At 65.4% G+C, this 23868-nt stretch carries 21 protein-coding genes; 10 read left to right on the top strand and 11 right to left on the bottom strand.

Annotated elements, in window-relative coordinates; all coding sequences use genetic code 11:
• Window positions 1-381: 381 nt before the first annotated feature.
• The 9 genes from FAS41_RS26980 to FAS41_RS26940 form a co-directional block, all read right to left on the bottom strand.
• Window positions 382-1005 (bottom strand): helix-turn-helix transcriptional regulator, encoded by a 624-nt coding sequence (locus FAS41_RS26980; RefSeq protein ID WP_138526411.1) that lies wholly within the window; start codon window positions 1003-1005, stop codon window positions 382-384.
• A 90-nt stretch (window positions 1006-1095) separates the two neighbouring features.
• The gene (locus tag FAS41_RS26975; protein WP_138526410.1) at window positions 1096-2226 is read right to left on the bottom strand and encodes an NAD(P)/FAD-dependent oxidoreductase; all 1131 of its coding nucleotides are present in this window, start codon (window positions 2224-2226) and stop codon (window positions 1096-1098) included.
• Between the two features lie 13 nt (window positions 2227-2239).
• A complete protein-coding gene (locus tag FAS41_RS26970) occupies window positions 2240-3187 on the bottom strand; it encodes an ornithine cyclodeaminase family protein (RefSeq protein WP_138526409.1) in 948 nt (315 codons plus the stop codon).
• Window positions 3188-3361: 174 nt separating this feature from the next.
• Entirely contained in the window at window positions 3362-5320 is a 1959-nt protein-coding gene (locus FAS41_RS26965; RefSeq protein WP_138526408.1) for a methyl-accepting chemotaxis protein, read from the bottom strand.
• Between the two features lie 300 nt (window positions 5321-5620).
• On the bottom strand, window positions 5621-7189 hold the full coding sequence (gene rhlB, locus FAS41_RS26960; RefSeq protein ID WP_138526407.1) for an ATP-dependent RNA helicase RhlB: 1569 nt from the start codon (window positions 7187-7189) through the stop codon (window positions 5621-5623).
• A gap of 96 nt (window positions 7190-7285) precedes the next feature.
• On the bottom strand, window positions 7286-8443 hold the full coding sequence (locus FAS41_RS26955; protein WP_138526406.1) for a dipeptidase: 1158 nt from the start codon (window positions 8441-8443) through the stop codon (window positions 7286-7288).
• A gap of 77 nt (window positions 8444-8520) precedes the next feature.
• Window positions 8521-9459: a GGDEF domain-containing protein gene (locus FAS41_RS26950; protein ID WP_138526405.1), complete on the bottom strand. Its 939-nt coding sequence runs from the start codon at window positions 9457-9459 to the stop codon at window positions 8521-8523.
• Between the two features lie 151 nt (window positions 9460-9610).
• On the bottom strand, window positions 9611-11503 hold the full coding sequence (locus FAS41_RS26945) for an acyl-CoA synthetase (RefSeq protein WP_138526404.1): 1893 nt from the start codon (window positions 11501-11503) through the stop codon (window positions 9611-9613).
• A 31-nt stretch (window positions 11504-11534) separates the two neighbouring features.
• Window positions 11535-12188 (bottom strand): alpha/beta hydrolase, encoded by a 654-nt coding sequence (locus tag FAS41_RS26940; RefSeq protein ID WP_138526403.1) that lies wholly within the window; start codon window positions 12186-12188, stop codon window positions 11535-11537.
• A 512-nt stretch (window positions 12189-12700) separates the two neighbouring features.
• On the opposite strand from FAS41_RS26940, the gene FAS41_RS26935 reads away from it, so the two are divergent.
• From FAS41_RS26935 to pcsA, 5 genes are all read left to right on the top strand, one after another.
• Window positions 12701-13729: an amino acid ABC transporter substrate-binding protein gene (locus FAS41_RS26935; RefSeq protein WP_138526402.1), complete on the top strand. Its 1029-nt coding sequence runs from the start codon at window positions 12701-12703 to the stop codon at window positions 13727-13729.
• A gap of 116 nt (window positions 13730-13845) precedes the next feature.
• Window positions 13846-15030: an amino acid ABC transporter permease gene (locus tag FAS41_RS26930; RefSeq protein ID WP_138526401.1), complete on the top strand. Its 1185-nt coding sequence runs from the start codon at window positions 13846-13848 to the stop codon at window positions 15028-15030.
• A 10-nt stretch (window positions 15031-15040) separates the two neighbouring features.
• Window positions 15041-16138: an amino acid ABC transporter permease gene (locus FAS41_RS26925; protein WP_138526400.1), complete on the top strand. Its 1098-nt coding sequence runs from the start codon at window positions 15041-15043 to the stop codon at window positions 16136-16138.
• Window positions 16139-16147: 9 nt separating this feature from the next.
• A complete protein-coding gene (locus FAS41_RS26920) occupies window positions 16148-16924 on the top strand; it encodes an amino acid ABC transporter ATP-binding protein (RefSeq protein WP_024767156.1) in 777 nt (258 codons plus the stop codon).
• A 328-nt stretch (window positions 16925-17252) separates the two neighbouring features.
• Window positions 17253-17969, top strand: coding sequence for a phosphatidylcholine synthase (gene pcsA / locus FAS41_RS26915; RefSeq protein ID WP_138526399.1), 717 nt, complete (start codon window positions 17253-17255; stop codon window positions 17967-17969).
• 124 nt (window positions 17970-18093) lie between these two features.
• On the opposite strand, the gene FAS41_RS26910 is transcribed toward pcsA, so the two are convergent.
• Window positions 18094-19050 carry a GlxA family transcriptional regulator gene (locus FAS41_RS26910; RefSeq protein WP_138526398.1) on the bottom strand — a complete coding sequence of 319 codons (957 nt, stop codon included), beginning with the start codon at window positions 19048-19050 and terminating at the stop codon, window positions 18094-18096.
• A gap of 125 nt (window positions 19051-19175) precedes the next feature.
• Between FAS41_RS26910 and FAS41_RS26905 the strand changes: the two genes are divergently transcribed.
• From FAS41_RS26905 to FAS41_RS26890, 4 genes are all read left to right on the top strand, one after another.
• Window positions 19176-19658 (top strand): nuclear transport factor 2 family protein, encoded by a 483-nt coding sequence (locus FAS41_RS26905; protein WP_138526397.1) that lies wholly within the window; start codon window positions 19176-19178, stop codon window positions 19656-19658.
• A 73-nt stretch (window positions 19659-19731) separates the two neighbouring features.
• A complete protein-coding gene (locus FAS41_RS26900) occupies window positions 19732-20433 on the top strand; it encodes a glutathione S-transferase C-terminal domain-containing protein (RefSeq protein ID WP_138526396.1) in 702 nt (233 codons plus the stop codon).
• On the top strand, window positions 20430-20735 hold the full coding sequence (locus FAS41_RS26895) for a GIY-YIG nuclease family protein (RefSeq protein ID WP_138526395.1): 306 nt from the start codon (window positions 20430-20432) through the stop codon (window positions 20733-20735). Before FAS41_RS26900 ends, FAS41_RS26895 begins: the two co-directional genes overlap by 4 nt.
• A 63-nt stretch (window positions 20736-20798) precedes the next feature.
• Window positions 20799-21734, top strand: coding sequence for a glutathione S-transferase family protein (locus tag FAS41_RS26890; RefSeq protein WP_138526394.1), 936 nt, complete (start codon window positions 20799-20801; stop codon window positions 21732-21734).
• Here FAS41_RS26890 and FAS41_RS26885 read toward each other — a convergent pair.
• The gene (locus FAS41_RS26885) at window positions 21715-22641 is read right to left on the bottom strand and encodes a DUF4344 domain-containing metallopeptidase (protein WP_246084946.1); all 927 of its coding nucleotides are present in this window, start codon (window positions 22639-22641) and stop codon (window positions 21715-21717) included. The genes FAS41_RS26890 and FAS41_RS26885 overlap by 20 nt on opposite strands.
• Before the next feature lie 170 nt (window positions 22642-22811).
• On the opposite strand from FAS41_RS26885, the gene FAS41_RS26880 reads away from it, so the two are divergent.
• Window positions 22812-23720: a hypothetical protein gene (locus tag FAS41_RS26880; RefSeq protein WP_138526393.1), complete on the top strand. Its 909-nt coding sequence runs from the start codon at window positions 22812-22814 to the stop codon at window positions 23718-23720.
• Window positions 23721-23868 lie beyond the last annotated feature (148 nt).

The following is a 23868-nucleotide window of genomic DNA, read 5'->3' as shown; positions in this document are numbered from 1 at the left end:
ATGGCGACAGTGGCTCCAGATATTTGGCCAGTACCCGACGGAGAGCCGCGAGCTAGGCGGCTTCCTGTTTCCACTAGTAGGCAGGTGCAGTATGACTATGAGTAACAGGGTGCTTACACAGAGCGCTTACACGCTGGCGGGCAATGTGTCGGGTGCGCTCGCGAGGTGAACCTCTTTGCTCAGTGCTCATATAGCGTGGCAGAGGACCGCCAGGCTATAGGGATCATGATGGCAGCTATGTACGAAATCACTGATGCAAACATCCTGAACTCGTAGATGCTGAATTGCTTTCAGACTTCCAGATGTAGGTATTAGTGCTCCGATAGCGCGCTGATTCAGGGGGGGGCGAATTCAGATAATGTTTGCCTGCACCCTGGATAGTCAAACCTCCTCCTTCAACTCCTTCAGGTGCTTGTACACCGTCGCCCGGCCCATGTTCAGGACATTGGCCACGTAGTTCGCCGCGCTCTTGCCCTTGAACGCGCCCTCGGCGTGAAGGGCAAGAACCAGTTCGCGCTTGTGGTCGCGGCTGAGCGTGGAGAGGCTGAGCTGGCGTTGCTGCAGCCAGCCATGCAGGAAGGTGTTGATGCGCTCCTGCCAGTCGTCGCGGAACAGCGCGTCCGGCTGCGGGATGACCTTGCTGGGGGAGAGGAACAGGTCGAGCGCCGCCTTGGCGGTCTCGAACAGGGTGATGTTGAGGTTGATGCACAGCACCGCCAGCGGCTCGCCCTTGGCGTCGCGCAGCACGGTGCTGATGGAGCGGATCTTCTGCCCGTCCCAGTTGAGCTTTTCGTAGGGGCCGATGTTGCGTTCGTCATGGCCGCCTTCGAGCATGTCTTCCAGTGCCGAGTCGTCGCCGATCTCGCGCTTGGAGATGTTGTTCGCCAGGTACGCCACGCGCTGGTTGCGCAGGTCGTGGATGACCACTTCGGCGTGGGGGAAGAACAGCGCGGCGATGGCGTCGGCGATGGCCTTGTAGTTGTCCAGCGGATCAGCGGCGGTCATGGGCAAGGCTCTCGGAGGCGATGAGGCGGGCGAGGGAGCGGGCGCCGGCGAGTGTGCCGCAAGCGCCCGCAGGCTGTCACGGCGTGCAGCTTACCGGGCCAGCAGGCGCGTCGGGGAAAGCATCTCGGCGGTCAGGCCGTGGCAGGTCAGGTGTTCGGGCAGCGCTTCATGGCGGATCAGTGCGGCGCTGGCTTCACCCATGGCGGCGGAAGTCTGGATGCCGTAGCCGCCCTGGCCGGCGACCCAGTACAGGCCGGGCGTGGCGGGGTCATAGCCGGACACCAGGTCGCCGTCGGCGAAGAACGAGCGCAGGCCCGCCCAGGTGTGGCTCGGGCGACGGATGCTCAGCGTGGTGTGTTCCTCGATCTGGTAGATGCCCATGGCGATATCCAGTTCTTCGGGCTGAACGTCGTGGGGTTCCACCGGGTCGGCGTTGGCCGGCGAGCCGAGCAGCATGCCGGCGTCGGGCTTGAAGTAGAAGGATTCGTCCAGGCTGACCAGTACCGGCCAGGCGTGGCTGTCCACACCCTCGGGCGGGCTGAACAGGAAGGCCGCGCGACGCTTGGGCGTGAGACCCAGGGGGGCGGCGCCGGCCAGTTCGGCAACCTTGTCTGACCAGCTGCCGGCGGCGTTGACCAGCACCGGTGCGCGGTAGGTCTGTTGCGCGCAGCGGACTTCCCAGGCGCCGTCGATGCGGCTGATTTCCAGCGCTTCGCTGTCCAGTTGCACGCTGCCGCCGTTGCGGCGGATGCCGCGCAGGTAGCCTTGCAGCAGGCCGTCGGTATCGATGTCGGCGGCGCTGGGGTCGAGCATCGCGCCGTGGACTTTCTCGCGGCGCAGCACCGGGACGATGGCGCAGGCTTCGTCCGCATCGAGCAGGCGCATTTCCGGCACGCTGGCGAGGGCGCTGTCGTACTGGCGCTGGAGCTCTTCCGGGTTTCCCTCGAAGTCCACGGTCATCTCGCCGCGCGGCGTGAGAATCGGGTGTTCGACGAAGCCCTCGGGCGGGTTGTCGAAGAAGGTGCGGCTGGCGGCGGTCAGGGCACGTACCTGCGGCGTTCCGTAGGCGACGGTATAGAGCGCTGCCGAGCGGCCGGTGGAGTGGTAGCCGGCGTGGGATTCGCGCTCCAGCACGGCGACCTTGCCGTGGCGGGAGAGGAAGTAGCCGGTGGAGGCGCCGGCGATGCCGCCGCCGATGATGAGGAAGTCGACTTCGATCATGGGAGTCTCCGGCTCAGGCGTTCTTGCGTTGCAGATGGTAGAGCGCATTGGCCAGGGCGACGTCTTCCAGGCCCAGGCCGATGGAGCGGAAGAAGGCGTGGCGCTGGTAGTCCGGCTTGGCAGCCTGGCCGCTGACCAATTCCGGCAGATCACCACGGATGGCGCCGTCCCAGCCGTGCTCGTCGCGGGCCAGGCGCATCTCGCCAGCGGTGGCCGGAGTGGTGGCGCGGTAGTCGCAGTACACGTGCATTTGCGCAAGCGACTGCGGTGGCACTTCGTGGGCACGGGCGACGTTGGTGCTGATGGAAGTGATCAGCGCTGGCTTGCTGAGGATCGCCGGATCGAGCACCGGGGTGCCGGAAGAGGTGCACAGCAGTACGACATCGGCGTCGGCCACGGCGGCCTCGATGCTGGTGGCCGGTTCTGCCCGCGAGTCGATAGCGCCGAACTGGGCCAATACACCGGCATTCAGGTTCGGCGAGTACACGCGGATGCTCTGCCAGTCACGCAGGCCGGCGACGTAGCGCAGGTGCGCACGAGCGACCGGGCCGCTGCCGACGATGGCCAGGCGTTTGGCGTCTGGGCGGGCCAGTTCCTGCACCGCCAGGGCGGTGGTAGCCGCGGTGCGCGCGGTGGTCAGGCTACCGGCGTCGCACAGCAGCAGCGGCTGGCCGCTTTCCATGGACATCAGCAGGCTCCACGCGGTGACCAGCGACTTGGGCTGGCGCACGATGTACGGGGAGGTCTTCACGCCGTAGACCTGCTGCGAGGCCAGTACGCCCAGGTAATTGATGAAGTCGCCGCCGCCGTTGGGGAATTCCACCAGTTGCTGTGCGGGCTGCACGGCGCTGCCGGTGGCCAGTTCGACGAACATGTCGCGCATCGCCTGGAGCACGTCGACCTGATCGAGCAGGAGTTCGGCGTCGGCCTGGTTGAGGGTGAAAGGCGTGGCGGCGGACATAACGAGACTCCGATAGTGGATTTATTTTTCCATTCTGGACTCTGTTGTCTTGATCGGCAAGGGCGGGTGGTCGGATGAGCGACCTATAGGAGCTAGCTTGCTCGCGAACGCATTTCGCCGGTGGTCCGGGTGTTGTGCGGTTCGCGAGCAAGCTCGCTGCTACAAGAAGGCGACTTACAGTTTGAACTGCGCCACCAGCTCCTGCTGGCCGCCGGCCACGCGGCGCAGGTGCTCGCCGCAATCACGGGTGTGCGCAGCGGTCTTGCGATTCTCCACGGTCATGTCGCTCAGGCGGTGCATGTGCTGGTTCACTTCCTGGGTCGTGGCGGCCTGCTGTTCGGCGGCGGCGGCGATCTGGAAGGCCATGGCGTGCACGCCCTGCAGGGACTCGTCCAGCGCGCCGAGGGCCTCGATCACGGCCTGGGTGTCCTGCTCCAGGGTGTGGGCCTGTTCGCCGGCGCCGCTCATGCTCGACTGGGCCTGAACGGAGGAATCTCCCAGGCTGCCGACGATGGCGACGATCTCATCGGTGGCGCTGCGGGTGCGCTGGGCGAGGCTGCGCACCTCATCGGCGACCACGGCGAAACCACGACCCGCTTCACCGGCGCGAGCGGCTTCGATGGCGGCGTTGAGGGCGAGCAGGTTGGTCTGCTCGGCGATGGAGCGGATCACGTCGAGCACCGAACCGATCTGCTGGCTCTCGCCGGCCAGGGTCTGAACCACACCGTCGGCCTGGCGCAGGCCGACCAGCAACTGGTCCTGACGGCCGATCATGTGCTGCAGGGTGCCCTGCATGGCGACGAAGGCCTGGCGCGCGGCGGCGCTGCCGTCGGCGCTGCGGCTGGCGCTACCGGCGATTTCCTGCACGGTGGCGGCCATCTGGTCGACGGCGCTGACCACCATTTCCAGCGCTTCCTGCTGCTGGTCGAGGTGGTTACTGGTGCGTCCGGCGGCGTCGAGGATATCGCCGCTGGCATCGCCCACGGCCTCGCTGGCCTGCCGCAGGCGCTCGACGACCTGGCGCCAGGCCACGGTCATTTCGCGCAGGGCCTGCATCAGGCCGCTGCTGGCTCTGGCATCGTCGCCCAACTTGAGTTCGCCACTGGCCAGGCGTTGGGCCAGCGCAGCCATGCTGGCCGGCTCGCCGCCCAGCGGGCGCATCACGCTGCGGCTGACCAGCCAGGTGCCGGCGGCCACGCCCATCAGGGTCAGCAGGCCAAGCACAAGGATCTGCCACATCAGCTTGCGCACCGGGGCGAAGGCCTGCGCCTGGTCCATTTCCGCCACCAGCGCCCAGTGCACGCCATCGAGGTTGAGCGGCACGAAGGATTTCAGTGCGGGCTCGTTGCTCAGTCCGATTTCGGCGAGGCGTCCCTGTTCACCGGCCAGGGCTTTCCCGATGGCCTGGCCGGGCAGCGCGGTGGGGCTTTCCTTGTCGCGGCGCACGTGGTGGTCAGCGAAGCGCACCGAGTCCGAGCGCAGGCTGCCGTCGCCGCCTACCAGGTAGGTCTCGCCGTCGTCGCCCAGGCCCTGGCGGTTCTGCATCACTTCGTTGATCGCCGCCAGCGGCAGCTCCAGGACCAGCAACAGTTGCAGCTTGCCGTTGTCCTTGATCGGCGCGGCCAGCCATTGCACGGGCTGCTGGTCGTTGGGCGCTTGCTCCAGGTCGCTGATGCTGGCCTTGCCGCTGTCCAGTGCCTTGCGGATGAACTGGCCGAACGGCGTGTCGCGCCACTGCGGATCACCGATGTTCTGTTGGTAGTCGACGCCACGACCAAGGCTGAACACCACCTTGCCGTCGCCGGCCACCAGGCGCAGTTCGCGGTAGCCGAAGGTCTTGATGAAGTTCTCGAATACCGGGCGGTCGTAGTTGGCGGTGGTCACCAGGGAGTCGCTGTCCAGCCCTGCGTAGTTGCTGCCCAGGTTGGTGGCGAGGCTGCTGAGCTGGTCGTTGCGGGCCTTCCAGGCGTCCATCAGCTGCCGCTGCTTGATGCTGGCGACCGCCTCCAGGGCGTTCAGGCTTTGTTCTTCGAGGGCACGGCTGGCCTGGAGATAGACCACGATGGCCATCACCAGTACGGGGATCAGGCCGACCGAGAGGAAACTCAGAGCAAGTTTGGCGCGCAAGGGCATGGGAGGATTCCGACGAGTTCTTGGAATTGTTCTCGCGTGCTTTGCAAGAAGCGTGCGAATTTTTTTACGTCTGTAAATAAAACTGAGCAAAAAAGGCTGGAACGTGGCCTGTTTCGCGGGTAATGGCGCGTGGCCATTGTTTGCGGGGGGATGGCGTACGGTCGTCCCAGCGGGTCCGGCGGGAGAAACGAGAGGCTCTAGGAAGGGGATGCGTCACCGGAGGTAACGCCCGATTGAAAAACGCTGGAAACAAAAAAGGCGAAGCCGGGTGGCTTCGCCTTTTTGTGGTGCAGCAAGCGATCAGTGCTTGCGCGGAACCGGCTTGAGCAGCTCGGTGGGCGGCATTTCGCAGTTGATCTTGCGGCCCAGCAGCTCCTCGATCGGCGGCAGGGCGAAGGCATCGTCCTCGCCGGCAAAGCTGATGGAGGTACCGGTGGTGCCGGCGCGGCCGGTACGGCCGATGCGGTGCACGTAGTCGTCCGGGTCTTCGGGCAGGGTGAAGTTGATCACGTGGCTGATGCCGTCGACGTGGATGCCACGGCCGGCGACGTCGGTGGCGACCAGGACGCGGATCTTGCCTTCACGGAAGCCTTCCAGGACCTTGATGCGCTTGTGCTGCGGTACGTCGCCGGACATCTGGGCGGCGCTGATGCCGTCCTTGGTCAGGCGTTCCTCGATGCGGCGCACCTCGTCCTTGCGGTTGGCAAAGACCATCACGCGGGTCCAGTCGTTCTGCGCGATCAGGTTGTACAGCAGCTTGTACTTGTCGCTGCCGGCGACGGCGTAGACGTGCTGCTCGACGGTATCGCTGGCGACGTTTTCCGGCTCGATCTCGACAATTGCCGGGTCGACGGTCCACTGCTTGGCCAGGTTCATCACGTCGTCGGTGAAGGTGGCGGAGAACAGCAGGGTCTGGCGTTCGCCCTTGTACGGGGTCTGGCGGATGATCTGGCGGACCTGGGGAATGAAGCCCATGTCGAGCATGCGGTCGGCTTCGTCCAGCACCATCACCTCGACCATGTCCAGGTGCACCTCGCCGCGCTGGTTGAAGTCCAGCAGGCGGCCGGGGGTGGCGACCAGGATGTCGCAGAAGCGCGATTCCAGGGTGCGCAGCTGCTTGTCGAAGTCCATGCCGCCGACGAAGCTCATGACATTCAGGCCGGTGTACTTGGCCAGGCCAATGGCGTCGTTGGCGATCTGCACCACCAGCTCGCGGGTCGGCGCGATGATCAGCGCGCGCGGCTCGCCCATGTAGCGCTCTTTCGGCGGCGGGGTCTGCAGCAGCTGGGTGATGATCGAGATGAGGAACGCGGCGGTCTTGCCGGTGCCGGTCTGGGCACGGCCGATGGCGTCCTGACCACGCAGGGTGAAGCCCAGTACCTGCGCCTGGATCGGCGTGCAGTAGGGGAAGCCCAGGTCATGGATGGCGTGCATCAGACGCGGGTCGAGGTTGAAATCATGGAAGCGCGTCTTGCCTTCGGCCGGCTCGACCACGAAGTCTTCCAGCTTCCAGTTGTCCACCACCGGCGGGCGCGGCTTGCGCTCGCGGCGCGGTTTCGGCTCGCGGGGCTTGTCGGCGCCCTCGGCCTTGGCATGCTCGTGTTTCGGAGCGTGCTCGCGTTTTTCGCCGCGTTCGCCTTTCTCGGAACGCTCGGCGCGGGGTTTGTCGCTCTTGGGACCACGGGCCGGCTTCGCGGCGGCATCGGCGGTCTCGGCCGCTTCGCGGGGCGGGCGCGGGTTACGGGGTTTGCGCGGACGCTTTTCGCCGCTCTGGGCGGGCTCGGAGGCAGCGGGAGCGGGGGCTGCCGGCGTGGTGACGGGCTGCTCGCCATCACCCTTGCTGAAGATTTTCTTGAGTGCTTTGAGCACGGTGGTCTCGTACTGGTTAAGGAATGAACGGCCGCCAGTGTAATGCAAGATGCCCGCAGGGCGAAGTGCCACGGGCATCCTGCCTATTGACTTGGCCTACGGAAGGCTCTCCAGCAGCAGCCTGCGCACGTTGCCGCCCATGATGGCGGCGATGTCCTGCTCGTTGAAACCGGCCTTGGCCAGGCGCTGGGTCAATTGCGCGAGACCGGTGGTGTCGAAGGGCGCATTCACCGCGCCGTCGAAGTCCGAACCCAGTGCCACGTGCTCGACGCCCACCTTGTCGGCGGCGTAGCGCATCGCCTTGACGATGGCATCCACCGACGTCTCGCAGACCGCGCCGTCCCAGTAGCCGATACCGATCACACCGCCGGTGTTGGCGATGCCGCGCAGGTGCGCATCAGTGAGGTTGCGCGGGCCGGGGCAGGTACCGGCGACGCCGGTGTGGGAAACGATCACCGGGCGTCTGGCGATCGCCAGCACATCGTCGATCAGCGGACGCGAGGCGTGGGCCAGGTCGATCAGCATCTTCTTGTCTTCCAGACGCGGGATGACCTGGCGGCCGAACTCGGTCAGCCCACCTTTCTTCAGGCCGTGGGCAGAGCCGCCGACTTCGTTGTCGAAGAAGTGGGTCAGGCCCATGATGCGAAAGCCCGCGTCGTACATGCGGTCGATGTTCTCCAGCTTGCCTTCGAGTGGGTGCAGGCCCTCGGTGGCCAGCACGGCGGCGAGCCGCTTCGGGTCTTTCTGCCAGGCGGCGAGGTAGCGGGTGAGATCGTCGCGGCTACGCACCAGGGTGAGCTTGCCCTGGCTGCCGGCGGCGGCCTTGTCCAGCAGTTCGCCCTGGTAGAGCGCGCGTTCGAGCAGGCTGTTCCAGGTGCGGGCCGGCCAGCGCTGGGCGATGACCAGCGGGGTGATGTTGTCGCTGTCGGCGCTGTTGCTTTCGTAGTTCAGGCCACGCGGCGTCTTGGTGACGGTGGAGAACACCTGCAGGCCGACATGGCCTTCGAGCAGGCGCGGCAGGTCGGTGTGGCCGTGGTTGTGGCGATCGAGCAGGTCGCGGTCCCAGAGCAGGGCGTCATCGTGCAGGTCGGCGACGAACAGGGTCTGGTGCAGCGCCTGGGCCTCGGGCGAGGCAGGGTAGGGTGGCGGGCTGGCCACGGTGTTCATCTTGCGGTCCATGTAGCCCGGCAGGTTGAAGAAGATCCCCAGGCCAACGGCCAGCAGGACGAGCAGGATGATCAGCAGTTTGCGCATGTCAGCTTCCCAGCTTTGTTATTGGTTTTCTTGCTGGGGCGCAATCTAACAGAAGGGCGGATGAAGGACAGCGAGGCTCATCCGCAGAGGCAGTTGCGGCCCTTCTGCTTGGCCTGGTAGAGGGCACCGTCGGCGCGCAGGATCAGGCTTGGCAGGTTTTCCTGGATGTCCATCTCGGCCAGGCCCAGGGACACGGTGACGCCGGGCAGCACGCCCACCGGCGAGTAGAAGGAGGCAACCTGCTCCAGGCTCTGGCGCAGGCGGTCGCCGATGCGTCGGGCTTCCTCGATGGCGATTTCCGGCAGGAGGATGACGAACTCTTCGCCGCCGTAGCGCGCCATGCTGTCCTTGGGCCGCAACTGGCTGCGCAGGGTGTGGGCGACCAGGCAGAGCGCGTAGTCGCCGGCCAGGTGACCGTGCTCGTCGTTGTAGTTCTTGAAGTGGTCGACATCCAGCATGAGCATGCACATGGGCTGTTCGTTGAAGGCGCAGCGCGTGCTCTCGCGATCGTAGATGTGCTCCAGCCAGCGCCGGTTGAACAGTCCGGTGAGGGTGTCGAGGTTGGCGTTCTGCTCGGTGTCGAGAATGATCCGGTTGCCCTCGCGGACCCGTTCGCAGAGGACCGAGAGGAGATTCTGCATGACCTGCGGGGAGTGCTCGAACAGGCCGATCAGCGCTTCGCGATGCAGGCGCAGCACGGTGGTCGGTTCGCTGGCGACGACGTAGGCCGAGGGATGGTCGCTGTCGATGAAGCTGATTTCGCCGGCGCAGTCACCCGGATGCAGGGTGCTGACCGGCTGGTTGTCCAAGGAGCCCAGGTACACCGTCAGGTGCCCGGAGAGAACCATATAAAGGAAGTGATTGCGGTTGAAGGGCGACAGCAGGATTTCCCCGCGCTCCAGTTCACAGGCGCGGAAGTCCTTCAGCAATTGCTCCAGGTGACCCGCGGCCACGTTCTGGAACAGGCGCAGATGCTGGAGTTGGCGTATGTCTTCGTTCCACTGCGCGGCTTTCATGGCGCAGCGGAAGTCGGGTGGCGACTGATGATGTGCACGACTGACTCTCCCTGTAGTCCTCTTCGCACATTGAGCCATCAGTATTAGTCAGATTTGACTACTGGCAATTCGCAGCCAGACCCGGCCGACCGGCGGTCGGCCGGGTGTTTCATCAGCTTTCCAGCAGCTCCACGTGCACTGCATAGCCCCCCAGGCGGTCGGTCAGTGCAGCGCGTGAGTCTAGGTCGAGGCCGCCGACGAAAAGACGCGCTTTCTGACCCACGCGGTCATCGGCGATCACCTCGATGCGCGGGGGAGGAGACAGGTGGCGGGTTTCGTCCTCGAACACGCGACGAATGGCATCCAGACGCAGTGCCGGCTTGAAGGTCTTGCCCACCGCGGTGACCGGGATGGCGTCCAGCAGCCAGACGTCCTTGGGCACTGCGGCGCGTTCGGGTACATGGCGGGCGGCGTGCTCCAGCAGCTCCGCTTCGCTCGCCTGCATGCCCGGCTTGAGCTGGATGTACACCACGGGCAGCTCGCCGGCCTTCAGGCACGGCTTGCCCACGGCGGCGGCCATGGCCACGGCGGGGTGGCGGTGCAGGGCTTCCTCGATCATCTGCGGGTCGATGTTGTGCCCGCCGCGGATGATCAGGTCCTTGCTGCGGCCGGTGAGCCAGATGTAGCCGTCGGCGTCGATGCGGCCCAGGTCGCCGGTGTTGAACCAATCGCCGTCGACCCAGATGTCCTTGTTCTTGCTGGCCTGCAGGTAGCCCTTGAATACGGTGGGGCCGCGCAGGCAGATATTGCCGATCTCGTCCACGGCGGCCTCGCGCAGGTACTGGCCGTCGCCATCGAGGATCACCGACTTCAGCTCGCAGTAGGGCAGGCGCAGGCCGATGGAGCCCGCTCGACGCTCGCCGCCGCGTGGGTTGCAGCTGGTGCCGCAGGTGCCTTCGGTCATGCCGTAGCCTTCGATGATCTTCAGGCCGGTCTTCGCCTCGAACTGGCGGATTAGCTCCACCGGCATCGGCGCCGCACCGCACAGGGCGAAGCGCAAACTGGAGAGGTCGCGGCCTTCGCTGGGCACCTGCAAGAGGGCCGCGTAGATGGTCGGCACGCCGCTGAAGCTGGTGACCTTGTAGCGCTCCACCAGTTTCCAGAAGTCCTGGATCAGGGTCGGGTTGCGGTAGCCCTGGGGGCCGGCCAGCAGCACCTCGCCGCCGCGCATGAAGGGGGCTAGGCCGGTGACCATCACGCCATTGACGTGGAACAGCGGCAGGCCGCAGAGCAGCACGTCATGCCCGTCGTAGTCGGCGTTCAGACCCATGATCTCGGCCATCGCCACTTCGTTGAAATGGCTGTGCGGTGCAAGCTTGGGCGTGCCGGTGGTGCCGCCGGTGTGGAAGTAGGAAGCGACTTCGTCCGGGCCGATGATCCGGCCGCTCTCCAGGTGGTCGTCCGGGCACTGGGCGAGCAGTTCGTCGAAGTCCAGCACGCCCTCGGGCAGAGCGCCGCGGGCGGCCTGGATTGCCGAACGCTGAGGTTCGGGCAGCAGGTTGGCGATGTCGACGGTGACGATGGCGTTCAGTTCCGGCAGGTACTCGCGCAGCCCGGCGACCTTGTCCCACAGATCTGTGCCGGGGAAGGGCGCCAACGTGACGAGAACGCGAGAGTCGGCGGCGCGCACCAGTTCGGCGATGTGCTCGGGGTCGAGCAGCGGGTTGATCGCATTGACGATCCCCGCGGCTTCGCCGCCCCAGATCACATAGTGGGTCTGCGGCAGGTTGGGAAGCAGGAACGACACCGAAGTGCCCGGCCTGACGCCCAGGCGGTGGAAGGCGTTGGCAGCCTGGGTGACGCGGGCGAACAGCTCCGCGTAGCTCACCTGGACCGGTTCCTCGGCCGCCGAGCCCTGCATCAGGAAACTCAGGGCGGTAGAGGGGCCGAACTGCTGCGCCGAGTGGCGCAGCAGTTCATAGGTGTTGGGCGGCAGGTCGCGGTCTTGCAGCGGGATCTGTTCCAGTGCTTCGACGTCACGCAGGCAACTGATCGGGGCGTTCATGCTTCTTCTTGTTCTCCGCAGGGTCAGGGGATCACAGGCGCTCCCGCAGCCAGGCGCCAATATCGCCAAGCTCTTCGTTGCTCACTTCATGGCTCATCGGGTAGGTGCGCCATTGGGCGGGCACCTCGTTGGCCTGCAGGAAGTCGTACGCGGCGCAGCCCATGGCGGGCAGCACCACGTCATCGAAAGTGCCATGCAGGCAGAGCGCGGACAGTTGTCTTTTTGTAGCCGGCAGGCTTATGCCTTCGCTGAATGTCGGGCCATAGGTGGAGAGCGCCATGACGCCGCCCAGTTCGCCGTCCCAACGCAGGTAACCGGTATGCAGCACCACCGCGCCGCCCTGGGAGAAGCCGGCGAGGATGATGCGTTTGGCCGCGATGCCCTGGTCGATCTGCCCCTGGATCAGCGCGATTACGCTGTCGGCCGAGGCTTCCAGCTGGGCTTCGTCGATGGCGCGGGCCGGTGCCATGGCGAGGATGTCGTACCAACTGGGCGCAGGCATGCCGTTGAACACCGTCACTGGGCGGGTCGGCGCCTGGGGCAGGATGAAGCGCGTCGACGTGAAGCTGCGCTGCAGCATCTGTGCTACCGGTTCGAAGTCGTAACGGTCGGCACCCAGGCCGTGCAACCAAATGACGCAGGAGTCGACGCTCTGGCTGGGTTCGAGGATCAGGGGCTGGGTCATGGAAGCTCCAGGATGGGGCAGGCGCTCTAGGAAGGGGCGCTGCGTGGGAGAAAGGGTGGAGGGGCGATGCAAGAAGATGTCGCATGGCCATAACTTGTGGGACTTGACTGCACAAAATCGTAGGAAGGTTCCTGGGCTGGTACGCCCCTTGCTATCGCTACTGTCAGGCTGTGCGACCCCACTTCCGGTAACACTCTACCGACCCCATCCGGAAAGCTGTACCGGAAGTGGCGCCGCGAAAGCCTTGGGCTGCTTCAGGGCCCGCCGCGCCGGCTGCGGTCAACAGCCAGTGTGGCGGGCCTTCGCCTTCACGCAATGATCCCTTGATGACCCGTTCCAGCGCGCAAGACCTGTGCGCTCGAAGGTGTGTTCGCGGCTTCTGAAAGGTTTTTCGCAGGCCGTCTAGACTCACTTTCAGGTCTCCATCCCGTTTGTTGTCTTGCTGGTGCCTCACGAGGGTACGGCGGTGGAACCGGGACTCCAAAACACTAAAAAAGCAACGGAGAAGATCGATGAAGATGGTGAAATCCACCCTGGCAGTGCTGACCACCGCCGCCGTGTTCGGCATCAGCGGCCTCGCGCATGCTGGCGCTACCCTGGATGCTGTGAAGAAGAAAGGCTACGTGCAGTGCGGTATCAGTGACGGTCTTCCCGGCTTCTCGTATGCCGACGCCAAGGGCCAGTACAAGGGCATCGACGTGGATGTCTGCCGCGCCGTGGCGGCGGCTGTGTTCGGCGACGCGAGCAAGGTCAAGTACAGCCCGCTGACCGCCAAGGAGCGCTTCACCGCGCTGCAATCCGGCGAGATCGACATTCTCTCGCGCAACACGACCTGGACCAGCTCCCGCGACAGCGCCATGGGCCTGAACTTCGTCGGCGTGACCTACTACGATGGCCAGGGCTTCCTGGTGAACAAGAAGCTCGGCGTCTCCAGCGCCAAGGAGCTCGATGGCGCCACTGTGTGCATCCAGGCCGGCACCACCACCGAGCTCAACCTGTCCGACTACTTCCGCTCCAACAACCTCAAGTACACCCCCATCACCTACGACACCTCCGACGAGAGCGCCAAGTCGCTGGAGTCCGGTCGTTGCGACGTGCTGACCTCCGACCAGTCGCAGCTCTACGCCCAGCGTATCAAGCTGGCCGCGCCGGACGAGTACGTGGTGCTGCCCGAAGTGATCTCCAAGGAGCCCCTCGGCCCGGCCGTGCGCCAAGGTGACGAGGAGTGGTTCGACATCGCCCGCTGGACGCTGTTCGCCATGCTCAACGCCGAAGAACTGGGCATCAACTCGAAGAACGTCGAGGAGCAGGCCAAGAGCACCAAGAACCCGGACGTCGCGCGTCTGCTCGGCGCCGAGGGTGACTACGGCAAGGACCTCAAGCTGCCCAAGGACTGGGCGGTGCAGATCGTCAAGCAAGTGGGTAACTACGGCGAGATCTTCGACCGCAACGTCGGCGACGCCAGCGACCTGAAGATCAAGCGCGGCCTCAACGCCCAGTGGAACAAGGGTGGTCTGCAGTACGCACCGCCGGTGCGCTGACCTGACCCGTTCCGGCGCCCGGAGTGTGGGCGCCGGACTGTTTCGAACGACGTGAAGCCTCCAGGTGGTCACGGGCTTGGCCCGTGATCGCCCGGGGCGCTTCCGAGAGGGCTTACATGCAGAATTCCGTCAAGGCCCAGCGTCCGCGGGGGGTATCGCTCAACGATCCCGTCGTGCGCGGCTGGGCATTCCAGATCCTCGCCGTCATCTTCGTCGTGGCGGTCGGCTGGTTCCTCTTCGACAACACCCAGACCAACCTCGCCCATCGCGGCATCCAGTCCGGTTTCGGTTTCCTCGACCACAGCGCCGGCTTCGGTATCTCCCAGCACCTGATCGACTACAGCGAAAGCGACACCTACGGTCGGGTGTTCATGGTCGGCCTGCTGAACACGTTGCTGGTCACGGTGATCGGCATCGTCTTTGCCACCATCCTGGGCTTCATCCTTGGCGTGGCGCGGTTGTCACCCAACTGGCTGATCCGCAAGCTGGCGACCCTGTACATCGAGACCTTCCGCAACATCCCGCCGCTGCTGCAGATCTTCTTCTGGTACTTCGCCGTCCTCGGTCCGCTGCCGAACCCGCGGCAGAGCATCAGCTTCGGTGACCTGTTCTTCGTCAACAACCGCGGCCTGCAAATGCCTGCGCCGATCGCCGCCGACGGCCTCGGCCCGTTCATCGTCGCGGTGATCCTGGCGCTCGTCGGTTGGACGGTTATCTGGAAGTGGGCCAAGGCCCGTCGCCATGCCACCGGCAAGGCCTTTCCGGTATTCCTCAGCGGCCTGGCGTTGCTGGTCGTGCTGCCGGGCCTGGTGTCGCTGGTGGCCGGGGCGCCGTTCCACTGGGACGTGCCGGTGCTGCAGGGCTTCAACTTCCGCGGTGGCTGGGTAGTGATCCCGGAGTTGGTGTCCATTGTCCTCGCGCTGTCGGTCTACACCGCTGCCTTCATCGGCGAGACGGTGCGCGCCGGCATCCAGGCGGTCAGCCACGGTCAGACCGAGGCTGCCGGCTCCCTGGGCCTGCGTCCGGGGCAGACCCTGCGCCTGGTGATCATTCCCCAAGCGCTGCGGGTGATCATCCCGCCGCTCACCAGCCAGTACCTGAACCTGGCGAAGAACTCCTCGCTGGCCGCCGCCATCGGCTATCCGGACATGGTCTCGCTGTTCGCCGGCACGGTGCTCAACCAGACCGGCCAGGCCATCGAGACCATGGCTATCACCATGAGCGTGTACCTGGCCATCAGCATCAGCATTTCGCTGCTGATGAACTGGTACAACAAGCACATCGCGCTGGTCGAGCGGTAGGGGGCACTTCATGACAACTCATACCTTCAAGCCCGACCTGCCGCCACCCGCAATGAGTGTGGGCGTGCTCGCCTGGTTGCGCGCGAACCTGTTCTCCAGCTGGTTCAACACCCTGCTGACGCTGGTCGGCCTCTACCTGGTCTGGCTGATCCTGCCGCCGCTGCTGGAGTGGGCGATCATCAAGGCCGACTGGACCGGCTCCACTCGTGCCGATTGCTCGCGGGAGGGGGCCTGCTGGGTGTTCATCGGTTCGCGCTTCGGCCAGTTCATGTACGGCTTCTACCCCGAGGAGCTGCGCTGGCGCGTGGACCTCACCGTGCTGTTCGTGGTGTTCGGTGCGGCGCCGCTGTTCCTCAAGCGCTTCGCGTACAAGGTGAAGTACGGCCTGGGCTTCCTGGTGGCGCTGCCGATCGTGGCCTACTGGCTGCTGCACGGCGGCTTCCTTGGCCTGGAGACCGTGCCGACCAGCGCCTGGGGCGGCCTGATGCTCACCGTGGTGATCGCTGCGGTCGGCATCTGCGGGGCGATGCCGCTGGGCATCCTGCTGGCGCTCGGGCGGCGTTCGAAGATGCCGGCAATCAAGGTCATCTGCGTCACCACCATCGAGTTCTGGCGTGGCGTACCGCTGATCACCGTGCTGTTCATGTCCTCGGTGATGCTGCCGCTGTTCCTGCCCGAGGGCATGAACCTGGACAAGCTGCTGCGCGCGATGGTGATGGTGGTGCTGTTCGAGGCCGCCTACATCGCCGAGGTGGTGCGCGGGGGCATGCAGGCTATCCCGAAGGGACAGTACGAAGCCGCGGCGGCCATGGGCCTGGGCTACTGGCGGACCATGGGCCTGGTGATCCTGCCGCAGGCGCTCAAGCTGGTGATCCCCGGCATCGTCAACACCTTCATCGCGCTGTTCAAGGACACCAGCCTGGTGATCATCATCGGCCTGTTCGACTTCCTGAACAGCATCAAGCGCGCCACTGCGGACCCGGCCTGGCTGGGCATGGCCACCGAAGGCTACGTGTTCGCCGCGGTCGTCTACTGGATTTTCTGTTTCGGCATGTCCCGCTACTCCATGCACCTGGAGCACAAGCTGGACACCGGCCACAAGCGTTAGGAGTTCATCATGTCTGAAGCCACCAACAAGACCGCACAGCCGGCCATCGGCGATCACGTGATGATCACCATGAAGGGTGTGAACAAGTGGTACGGCCAGTTCCACGTGCTCAAGGACATCAACCTGGAGGTCAAGCAGGGCGAGCGCATCGTGCTCTGCGGGCCGTCCGGCTCGGGCAAGTCCACTACCATCCGCTGCATCAATCGCCTGGAGGAGCACCAGCAGGGCAGCATCGTGGTCGACGGCACCGAGCTGACCAACGATCTCAAGCAGATCGAGGCGATCCGCAGCGAAGTCGGCATGGTGTTCCAGCACTTCAACCTGTTCCCGCACCTGACCGTGCTGCAGAACTGCATCCTGGCGCCCATGTGGGTGCGCAAGATGCCCAAGCGCCAGGCCGAGGAAGTTGCCATGCATTACCTGGAGCGCGTACGTATCCCGGAGCAGGCCAACAAGTTCCCCGGTCAGCTCTCCGGCGGCCAGCAGCAGCGCGTGGCGATTGCCCGTGCGCTGTGCATGAAACCGAAGATCATGCTGTTCGACGAACCCACCTCGGCGCTCGACCCGGAAATGGTCAAGGAAGTGCTCGACACCATGATCGGCCTGGCGCAGAGCGGCATGACCATGCTCTGCGTGACCCACGAGATGGGCTTTGCCCGCACCGTGGCGAACCGGGTGATCTTCATGGACAAGGGCGAGATCGTCGAGCAGGCGCCGCCGGACCAGTTCTTCGACAATCCGCAGTCGGACCGCACCAAGCTGTTCCTCAGCCAGATCCTGCACTGACAGAGGGCTCTTCGTAGGAGCGAGCTTGCTCGCGAACGAGTTTCCCAGCCGCAACAGTGTTGGGCGGTTCGCGAGCAAGCTCGCTCCTACAAGGATTTGGCGTCTTTTCCTGTATTACAGGACTGACCCCGTCACGCTCGTCCCCCGCGATGGCAAGCCCACGCCGCAACGGCGTATGCTGCCGACTCCACCGCAACAAGGTGTGCATCGGGAAAACCGGCTGAACTCGGCCGCCCCATCGGTGTTCCCATGTGCAGTGGTTTGCCAGGGATGGGCTACCGTTTGAGGTAGCTCCCCTGCATCCGCCGTCCAAAGGAAGAGAGCCGACGTGAACCTGATCCTATCGCCATTGAACCTCAGCAAAGCCAAGGCCTGGGGCGCCCACGCGGTGACCTCCAGCGGTGTCATCCTCGCGCTGCTCGCGCTGCTCGCGCTGGTCGACAACAAGCCTCAGGCCTGTCTCCTGTGGCTGGGGGCAGCCCTGCTGGTGGATGGCCTGGATGGCACGCTGGCGCGCAAGTTCGACGTCAAGGCGGTACTGCCGCACTTCGATGGCTCGACCCTGGACCTGGTGATCGACTACCTCACGTACGTCTTCATCCCCGCGATCTTCATCTACCGCTATGTGCCGTTGCCGTTGCACACAGAGTTGCTGGCGGTGGGGGTGATCCTGGTGTCCTCGCTGTTCTGCTTCTGCAACGTCAACATGAAGAGCAAGGACAACTACTTCGTCGGCTTCCCGGCCGCCTGGAACGTGGTGGCGGTGTACTTCTTCGTGCTCGACCTGCATCCCTGGGTGAGCTTCGTCACCGTGCTGGTGCTGGCCGCGCTGACCCTGACCCGCATGAAGTTCCTGCACCCCTTCCGCGTGCGCCAGTTCATGCCGCTGAACATCGCCGTGACCTTCATCTGGATGCTCAGCAGCGCGCTGCTGATCCTCCAGCATCCGGTCGACCAGCCCTGGCTGCTCGGCCTGTGGTTCGCGGCTTCGGCCTACTTCGTCGGCGTTTGCGTGTGGCGCACGGCGATGGAGTGGTTCCACTGATCGCGGAGTCGCAACTTCCTTCCGCGTAGGATGGTGTGGAGCGAAGCGATACCCATCGATTGCGCGGCAATGGTCAGCATGGGTATCGCAAGCTCCACCCATCCTACGGGCTGGCAGAGGTTGCTTACGCCTGCCGCCCCATCAGTCTCTGCCGGAAAGCCCCCGGCGTCTCCCCGCACACCTGCTTGAACAAGCGCGCGAAGCTTGCCCGGTCGGCATAGCCGACATCGCTGGCGATGCGCTCCAGCGAACGTCCCGGATCACCCAGCGCCTCCTGCGCCGAAGCGATGCGCAGGCGCTGCACGTAGTCGTTAGGCGACATCCCTACCTGCTCACGGAAGCGCCGCAACAGCGTGCGCGTAGAGCAGTGCACGCGCTGCGCCAGGCTGGCGAGGTCGAAGGGCTGCGCGTAGTTGTCCTCCAGCCAGGCCAGCAGCGGCTCCAGTGGCGAGCCAGCGGGCAGCGGGTCGGGCAGCAGCGGGGTAAAGCGTCGCTGGCGGCCGCGCCCGTGCTCGAACACCAGGGTCGCCGCCGCGCGTCGTGCCAGTGCCGCACCGGCATGCCGCTCGATCAGGTACAGGCACAGGTCCAGCCCGGCTTGCGCACCGCCGGAACAGAGCCGGCCCTGGTCGTCGGTGCACAGGGCATCGATGTCCAGCCGCACCTGGGGATAGCGTTCGCGGAAGGTCGCTTCCAGCGCCCAGTGCGTAGTCGCCCGGCGGTCGTCCAGCACGCCGGCTTCGGCCAGCAGGAAGGCGCTGCTGCACAGGCTGCCCAACTGCACGCTGGCGGGGGCGTGGCGTAACCAGGCGAGCAGTGGCTGATTGGCGGAGAAGGTGGTGTCGATATCCGCGCCGGTCGCAGGGATCAACAGCAGGTCGCAGCGCGCGGCGAGGTCGAGCCCGCCTTCCACTTCCACGCGGCCGAAGGGCAACGCCACTGGCGCGCCGTCGGCGCTGACCCTCAGCACCTCGAAGCGTCGCTCGCCGGCCAGGCGGTTGGCGAGGTGGAAACTGTCCATGGCCAGGCCAAGGCTGGAACACAGGGTTTGCGGGCAGACGAACAGGGCTATCCTGAACATGGCGTCTCGCTTCTTGTCTGGCGATTAGGATGGCGCTATTGATCATAATGTTGTCGATATTGCCAATCGTGTCCAGTCGATCCAGCCTCGATACTGCCACCATCCTCCCTGACAAGAGCCCCGCCATGGCCCACCCCAACGCCCAGCTGATCGAACGTTTCTACCAGGCCTTCCAGCGCCGCGATGGCGACGCCATGGCCGCGTGCTACAGCGCCGATGTGCAGTTCAGCGACCCGGTCTTCACCGACTTGCGCGGCGCCGAGGCCGGCGACATGTGGCGCATGCTCACCGCCCGTGCCCAGGATTTTTCGCTGACTTATGAGGGCGTCGAGGCCGACGAGACGCGTGGTTCGGCACGCTGGGTGGCGTCCTACACCTTCGCCCAGACGGGTCGGAAAGTGATCAATCACATCCAGGCACATTTCCACTTCCGCGACGGATTGATCTGTCAGCACGTGGACAGCTTCGACCTGTGGAAGTGGTCGCGCCAGGCCCTCGGCGCCAAGGGCGCCCTGCTGGGCTGGGCGCCGCCGGTGCAGGGTGCGATCCGCGCCCAAGCCGCCAAGGGGCTCGCGGCTTACCGCGCACAAAGGGTGGGGAAGGCCTGATCGCGGGCTTTCGGGCTCGCCCGTGACGGCGGGATAGGCTTAAATGACAGGCGACTGAGAGCCGGACGCCGCCATGATCACACTTTTCCAGTTCCCGCCCGCCTTCAACGTACCCAACGTCAGCCCCTTCTGCCTGAAGCTGGAGACCTTCCTGCGCCTCGCCGGGCTGGAGTACCAGATCAAGCACGTGATGGACCCGCGCAAGGGGCCCAAGGGCAAGCTGCCGTTCATTACGCTGGACGGCAAGGCCGTCGCCGACACGGCGATCATCATGCGCACGCTGCAGCAGTACTACGAATTCGACCTCGACGCCGGCCTCGATGCCCGTGGCCGTGGTTGGGCGGTGTCGATCACTCGCCTGTGCGACGAGCACCTGGTGCCGCTGCTGGTGTACTTCCGCTGGCTCGATGAGCAGGGTTTCCGCCAGGTGAAGGACGTGATGTTGCGTGGCGTGCCCGCACCGCTGCGGCCGGCGGTAGGTGTGATGCTGCAGCGCAAGATTCGCGGCGACCTCAAGGGCCGCGGCCTGTTGCGCCACAGCCGCGAGGAACTGCTGGGCTTCGCCCGTGACGATCTCGAAGCCCTGGACGGTATGCTCGGCGACCTGCCGTACTTCGGCGGCGCCCAGCCGTGCAGCGCCGATGCGGCGACCTACGGTGTGCTGGCCAACCTGATCCTCAGCACCCTGGAAACCCCACTCAACGACATGGCGCGCAGCTACGAGCGCCTGGTCGCCTACTGCGACCGCATGCAGGCGCGAGTCTGGGCGTCGTGACCGCTGCCGAGCCCAAACCCTGGTTCGTCTACCTGGTGCGCGCCGAGAACGGCGCGCTGTACTGCGGCATCAGCGACGACGCGCAACGGCGCTTCGAAACCCATCGCACCGGCAAAGGCGCGCGCTTCTTCCATTCCAGCCCGGCCCAGGCGCTGGTCTACGTCGAGGCCTGCCCCGGCAAGGGCGATGCCCTGCGCCGCGAGCGCGCGATCAAGGCGCTGACCAAGAAGGCCAAGGAGCGCCTGGTGCTGGCCTGCCCCTTCACCATCAGCGCCGTGGATGTCGTCCCATCCGAGGGATGAGGTAGGACTCGTCCTAGGTACGGGTTAAGCTGCCGGACCACCTTCCGGCCGCTGGAGCCACCCATGTCCGAGCTGATCCTGCACCACTACCCGACTTCGCCCTTCGCCGAAAAGGCGCGTCTGATGCTGGGCTTCAAGCAGCTGTCCTGGCGCTCGGTGACCATCCCGCCGCTGATGCCCAAGCCGGACCTGATGGCCCTCACCGGTGGCTACCGCAAGACCCCGGTGCTGCAGGTCGGCGCCGATATCTACTGCGACACCGCGCTGATCGCCCGCCGCCTGGAGCAGGAAAAGGCCGTGCCCGCGCTGTTCCCCGAAGGCCATGAGTTCACCTCGGCGAGCTTCGCCCTGTGGGCTGACTCGGTGATCTTCCAGCATGCCGTCAGCCTGGTGTTCCAGCCCGAATCCATCGCCATGCGCTTTGGCAAGTTGCCGCCGCAGTTCCTCCAGGCCTTCGTCGCCGACCGCAGCCAATTGTTCAGCGGTGGCACCGCCAGCAAGCTGCCGGCCGAGCAGGCCAAGCACCAATGGCCGGCCTTCATGGCTCGTGTCGAGGAGCAACTGGCCCGAGAGGAAGGCGACTTCCTGTTCGGCGAAGCGTCCATCGCCGATTTTTCCCTGGCGCACTGCCTGTGGTTCCTCAAGGCCACGCCGGTCACTTCGCCGCTGGTGGATGCCTATCCGGCCGTCAGTGCCTGGCTTGGCCGTGTCCTGGGCTTTGGCCACGGCGCGCCCAGCGAAATGAGTGCCGAGGAGGCCATCGCCGTGGCACGTGACAGCCAGCCGGCCGCGCTGCCAGAGGAGACCTTCGTCGATCCCAATGGCTTCAAGGCCGGCCAGCGCGTGGTGATCGCCGCCACCGACTACGGTTGTGACCCGGTCGAAGGCGAGCTGCTGCACGCCGGGCTGGAGAGCCTTATCCTGCGCCGCGAAGACCCGCGCGCCGGCACCGTCCGCGTGCACTTCCCGCGTATCGGCTTCAGCATCCGCCCGGCCTGAGTCCGGCCGGGCCGGGGCACTGCCGCGTCACCGGCGTACGCAGGCGCGGCAGGTTCTCGGCCATCTCTCGAAAATGCTGCAAGCGCTCGTAGCAGAGCGCCATCTCCCCGCTGTTGCTGTTGTACCAGGCGTCCGGTGCGCCGCAGCTGACCATCCGCAGGTTCAGCGGGCGCGGCGGGTGGAACAGGCGGAAGACCTCGTTGACCATCAGTTGCAGGTGATCGCCGTCGCGCAACAGGGCGACCAGCGGCCTGGCTTCCTCGGGGTTCATCGAAGGTGTCTCCCAGGTCAGGCGCCAGGCCGCGTGGTGCTGGATTGAGGACGTACGCCGGGTGTGCCTGATCCATTCGAGCGCCTTGCTCGCCTGATGGAATTCCTGGTCGCAGTAGACCGCCCGCTCATAGGGCAGGCCGGTGAGCGGCGGCAACCAGTCCAGACGCGCCATGTCGCTGCCGTAGAGCAGGCAGGCGATGTTGTAGTAGCGCTGCTCGTCCAGCGGGTGGCTGTCCCACGCCAGTACCTGGTCCGGTGGTGGCTTGGGTGTCTGCCACTCCAACCGCCAGTAGTCGGCGATGTCCAGCAGGCGCGCGTCCACCTCGTCGCGCGGCAACCTGGCGTAGAGGTGGAACAGCAGGATGAAGCCGAGCTGGTCCGCCGCATCCTCCTCGCGCCCGAGTACCGGCAGGTCGTACTCGGCGATCAGCACATGCCCCATCTCGTGCATCACACTGAATTCGGCGTTGGCCAGCACGAAGCGAGCGACGTTTGGCGTCAGTGGCTGCGGCGCAGGGTCGGCGAGTAGGAGGCGAGTGCAGAACAGCAACAGCAGTGCGAAGCATGAGCAGTGCAGCCGGGGCTGCCCGGAGAGCGGAGACGCAGCGACAGGGAGAGCATGCAAGGCGGACATGGCGGCCACCGCGAGCGAGAGGCGCCTGATTTGACTCTAGCAGTCGCAGCGAGCGGGCTGCGGGGTGCTTTGTCGGAAGACTGTGCGCTGGGCGCTTGAGGCGTCTGGCGCGGGCGTCTATCGTCCATCTCTCATTGCACGACACTCAATGCCGAGAAGGGACGCCGCGCATGCACGCCTACGATATCGAACTGCTGAAATACTCCACGCCCGCCGCCGGGGAGGCGCTCCAGGGCTGGTGCTTCGGCCTGCCACCGGGTATTACGCCCGAACAATGGCCACTGGACCCGGATACCGGCTACCCGCTGATGCACGGCTTCACCCTGCGCCTGCCCGAGGATTATCGGGTGCACGGGCCGGAGATCGTTGCGTTGAGTTTCTTCTCGCTGTCGCCGGACCAGAACGACGGCGGCCCGAACTCGGTGGACGGCATCGCCGAGCAGGTCGTCTCGCCCGGTGAGCAGCCGCCGGCCGATCCGAACCTGCTGCCGTTCTGGCAAGCCGGCCGCTCCAGCCACCCGCGCCTGCATCGCATGGAAGATATTCTCGGCGGCGCCTACGCGGTGATCCTGTTGACCGAAGCGGAATTCAACGGCGCCGCCTGCCAGCCACCGCAACTGCCCACGGGCAATCCTCTGCTGGCGCAGACGGCACCGCCGCAATGGCTGGCGTCGGGCTCGGCAAGTACCTTCGACACCACCCTGAAGGAGGGCGACTACCTGTTTGGCTTGTTCGGTGGCATTCCCCAGCCGGGGCTGCAGACGCGCTATCTGCTGCGCTGGACGCCGCGTGCCAGCGACCCCAACGCCGGGGTCCAGCCCGACGAGTACGGCGGCACCGAGTACCAATCGTTCTACTACTGGGAGAACGACGACATCCATCGCGACAACTACCGCGAGCACGCCTGGAGCCAGGGGCACCAGCCCAACCATATCGGCGGCACCATGCGCCCGGTGCAGGGCATGCCGGACGTCAGCGCCTACTACATCGGCTTCGAGGAATACCTGGGCGGCTACAACTTCGGCAGCGGCAACGCCCAGCTGGATTTCCGCGACATGAAGATCGACTGGGCCTGTTGACTCCGCCGCCGGGTGGGTTCGCGAGCAAGCTCGCTCCTACAGGCCTGCCCCGCAGTGCTTTTCGTAGGAGCGAGCTTGCTCGCGAACCGCCCAGCGCCCAATCGTCATGCACAAAAAAGCCCATCGCGAGATGGGCTTTTTTTGTCAG

The organism is Pseudomonas nicosulfuronedens (assembly GCF_005877905.1).
Classification (GTDB): domain Bacteria; phylum Pseudomonadota; class Gammaproteobacteria; order Pseudomonadales; family Pseudomonadaceae; genus Pseudomonas; species Pseudomonas nicosulfuronedens.
This window is presented reverse-complemented; position numbering and strand designations above follow the sequence as displayed.

Bases quoted from the DNA above. Each gene is read 5' to 3' on its own strand.
- FAS41_RS26890 (WP_138526394.1), top strand. From the start codon at position 20,799: ATGTCCGAGCTGATCCTGCACCACTACCCGACTTCGCCCTTCGCCGAA.
- FAS41_RS26910 (WP_138526398.1), bottom strand. From the start codon at position 19,050: ATGTTCAGGATAGCCCTGTTCGTCTGCCCGCAAACCCTGTGTTCCAGC.
- FAS41_RS26975 (WP_138526410.1), bottom strand. From the start codon at position 2,226: ATGATCGAAGTCGACTTCCTCATCATCGGCGGCGGCATCGCCGGCGCC.
- FAS41_RS26885 (WP_246084946.1), bottom strand. From the start codon at position 22,641: ATGTCCGCCTTGCATGCTCTCCCTGTCGCTGCGTCTCCGCTCTCCGGG.
- FAS41_RS26970 (WP_138526409.1), bottom strand. From the start codon at position 3,187: ATGTCCGCCGCCACGCCTTTCACCCTCAACCAGGCCGACGCCGAACTC.
- FAS41_RS26880 (WP_138526393.1), top strand. From the start codon at position 22,812: ATGCACGCCTACGATATCGAACTGCTGAAATACTCCACGCCCGCCGCC.
- FAS41_RS26955 (WP_138526406.1), bottom strand. From the start codon at position 8,443: ATGCGCAAACTGCTGATCATCCTGCTCGTCCTGCTGGCCGTTGGCCTG.
- FAS41_RS26940 (WP_138526403.1), bottom strand. From the start codon at position 12,188: ATGACCCAGCCCCTGATCCTCGAACCCAGCCAGAGCGTCGACTCCTGC.
- FAS41_RS26900 (WP_138526396.1), top strand. From the start codon at position 19,732: ATGATCACACTTTTCCAGTTCCCGCCCGCCTTCAACGTACCCAACGTC.
- FAS41_RS26920 (WP_024767156.1), top strand. From the start codon at position 16,148: ATGTCTGAAGCCACCAACAAGACCGCACAGCCGGCCATCGGCGATCAC.
- FAS41_RS26945 (WP_138526404.1), bottom strand. From the start codon at position 11,503: ATGAACGCCCCGATCAGTTGCCTGCGTGACGTCGAAGCACTGGAACAG.
- FAS41_RS26950 (WP_138526405.1), bottom strand. From the start codon at position 9,459: ATGAAAGCCGCGCAGTGGAACGAAGACATACGCCAACTCCAGCATCTG.
- FAS41_RS26930 (WP_138526401.1), top strand. From the start codon at position 13,846: ATGCAGAATTCCGTCAAGGCCCAGCGTCCGCGGGGGGTATCGCTCAAC.
- FAS41_RS26980 (WP_138526411.1), bottom strand. From the start codon at position 1,005: ATGACCGCCGCTGATCCGCTGGACAACTACAAGGCCATCGCCGACGCC.
- FAS41_RS26935 (WP_138526402.1), top strand. From the start codon at position 12,701: ATGAAGATGGTGAAATCCACCCTGGCAGTGCTGACCACCGCCGCCGTG.
- FAS41_RS26905 (WP_138526397.1), top strand. From the start codon at position 19,176: ATGGCCCACCCCAACGCCCAGCTGATCGAACGTTTCTACCAGGCCTTC.
- FAS41_RS26925 (WP_138526400.1), top strand. From the start codon at position 15,041: ATGACAACTCATACCTTCAAGCCCGACCTGCCGCCACCCGCAATGAGT.
- FAS41_RS26965 (WP_138526408.1), bottom strand. From the start codon at position 5,320: ATGCCCTTGCGCGCCAAACTTGCTCTGAGTTTCCTCTCGGTCGGCCTG.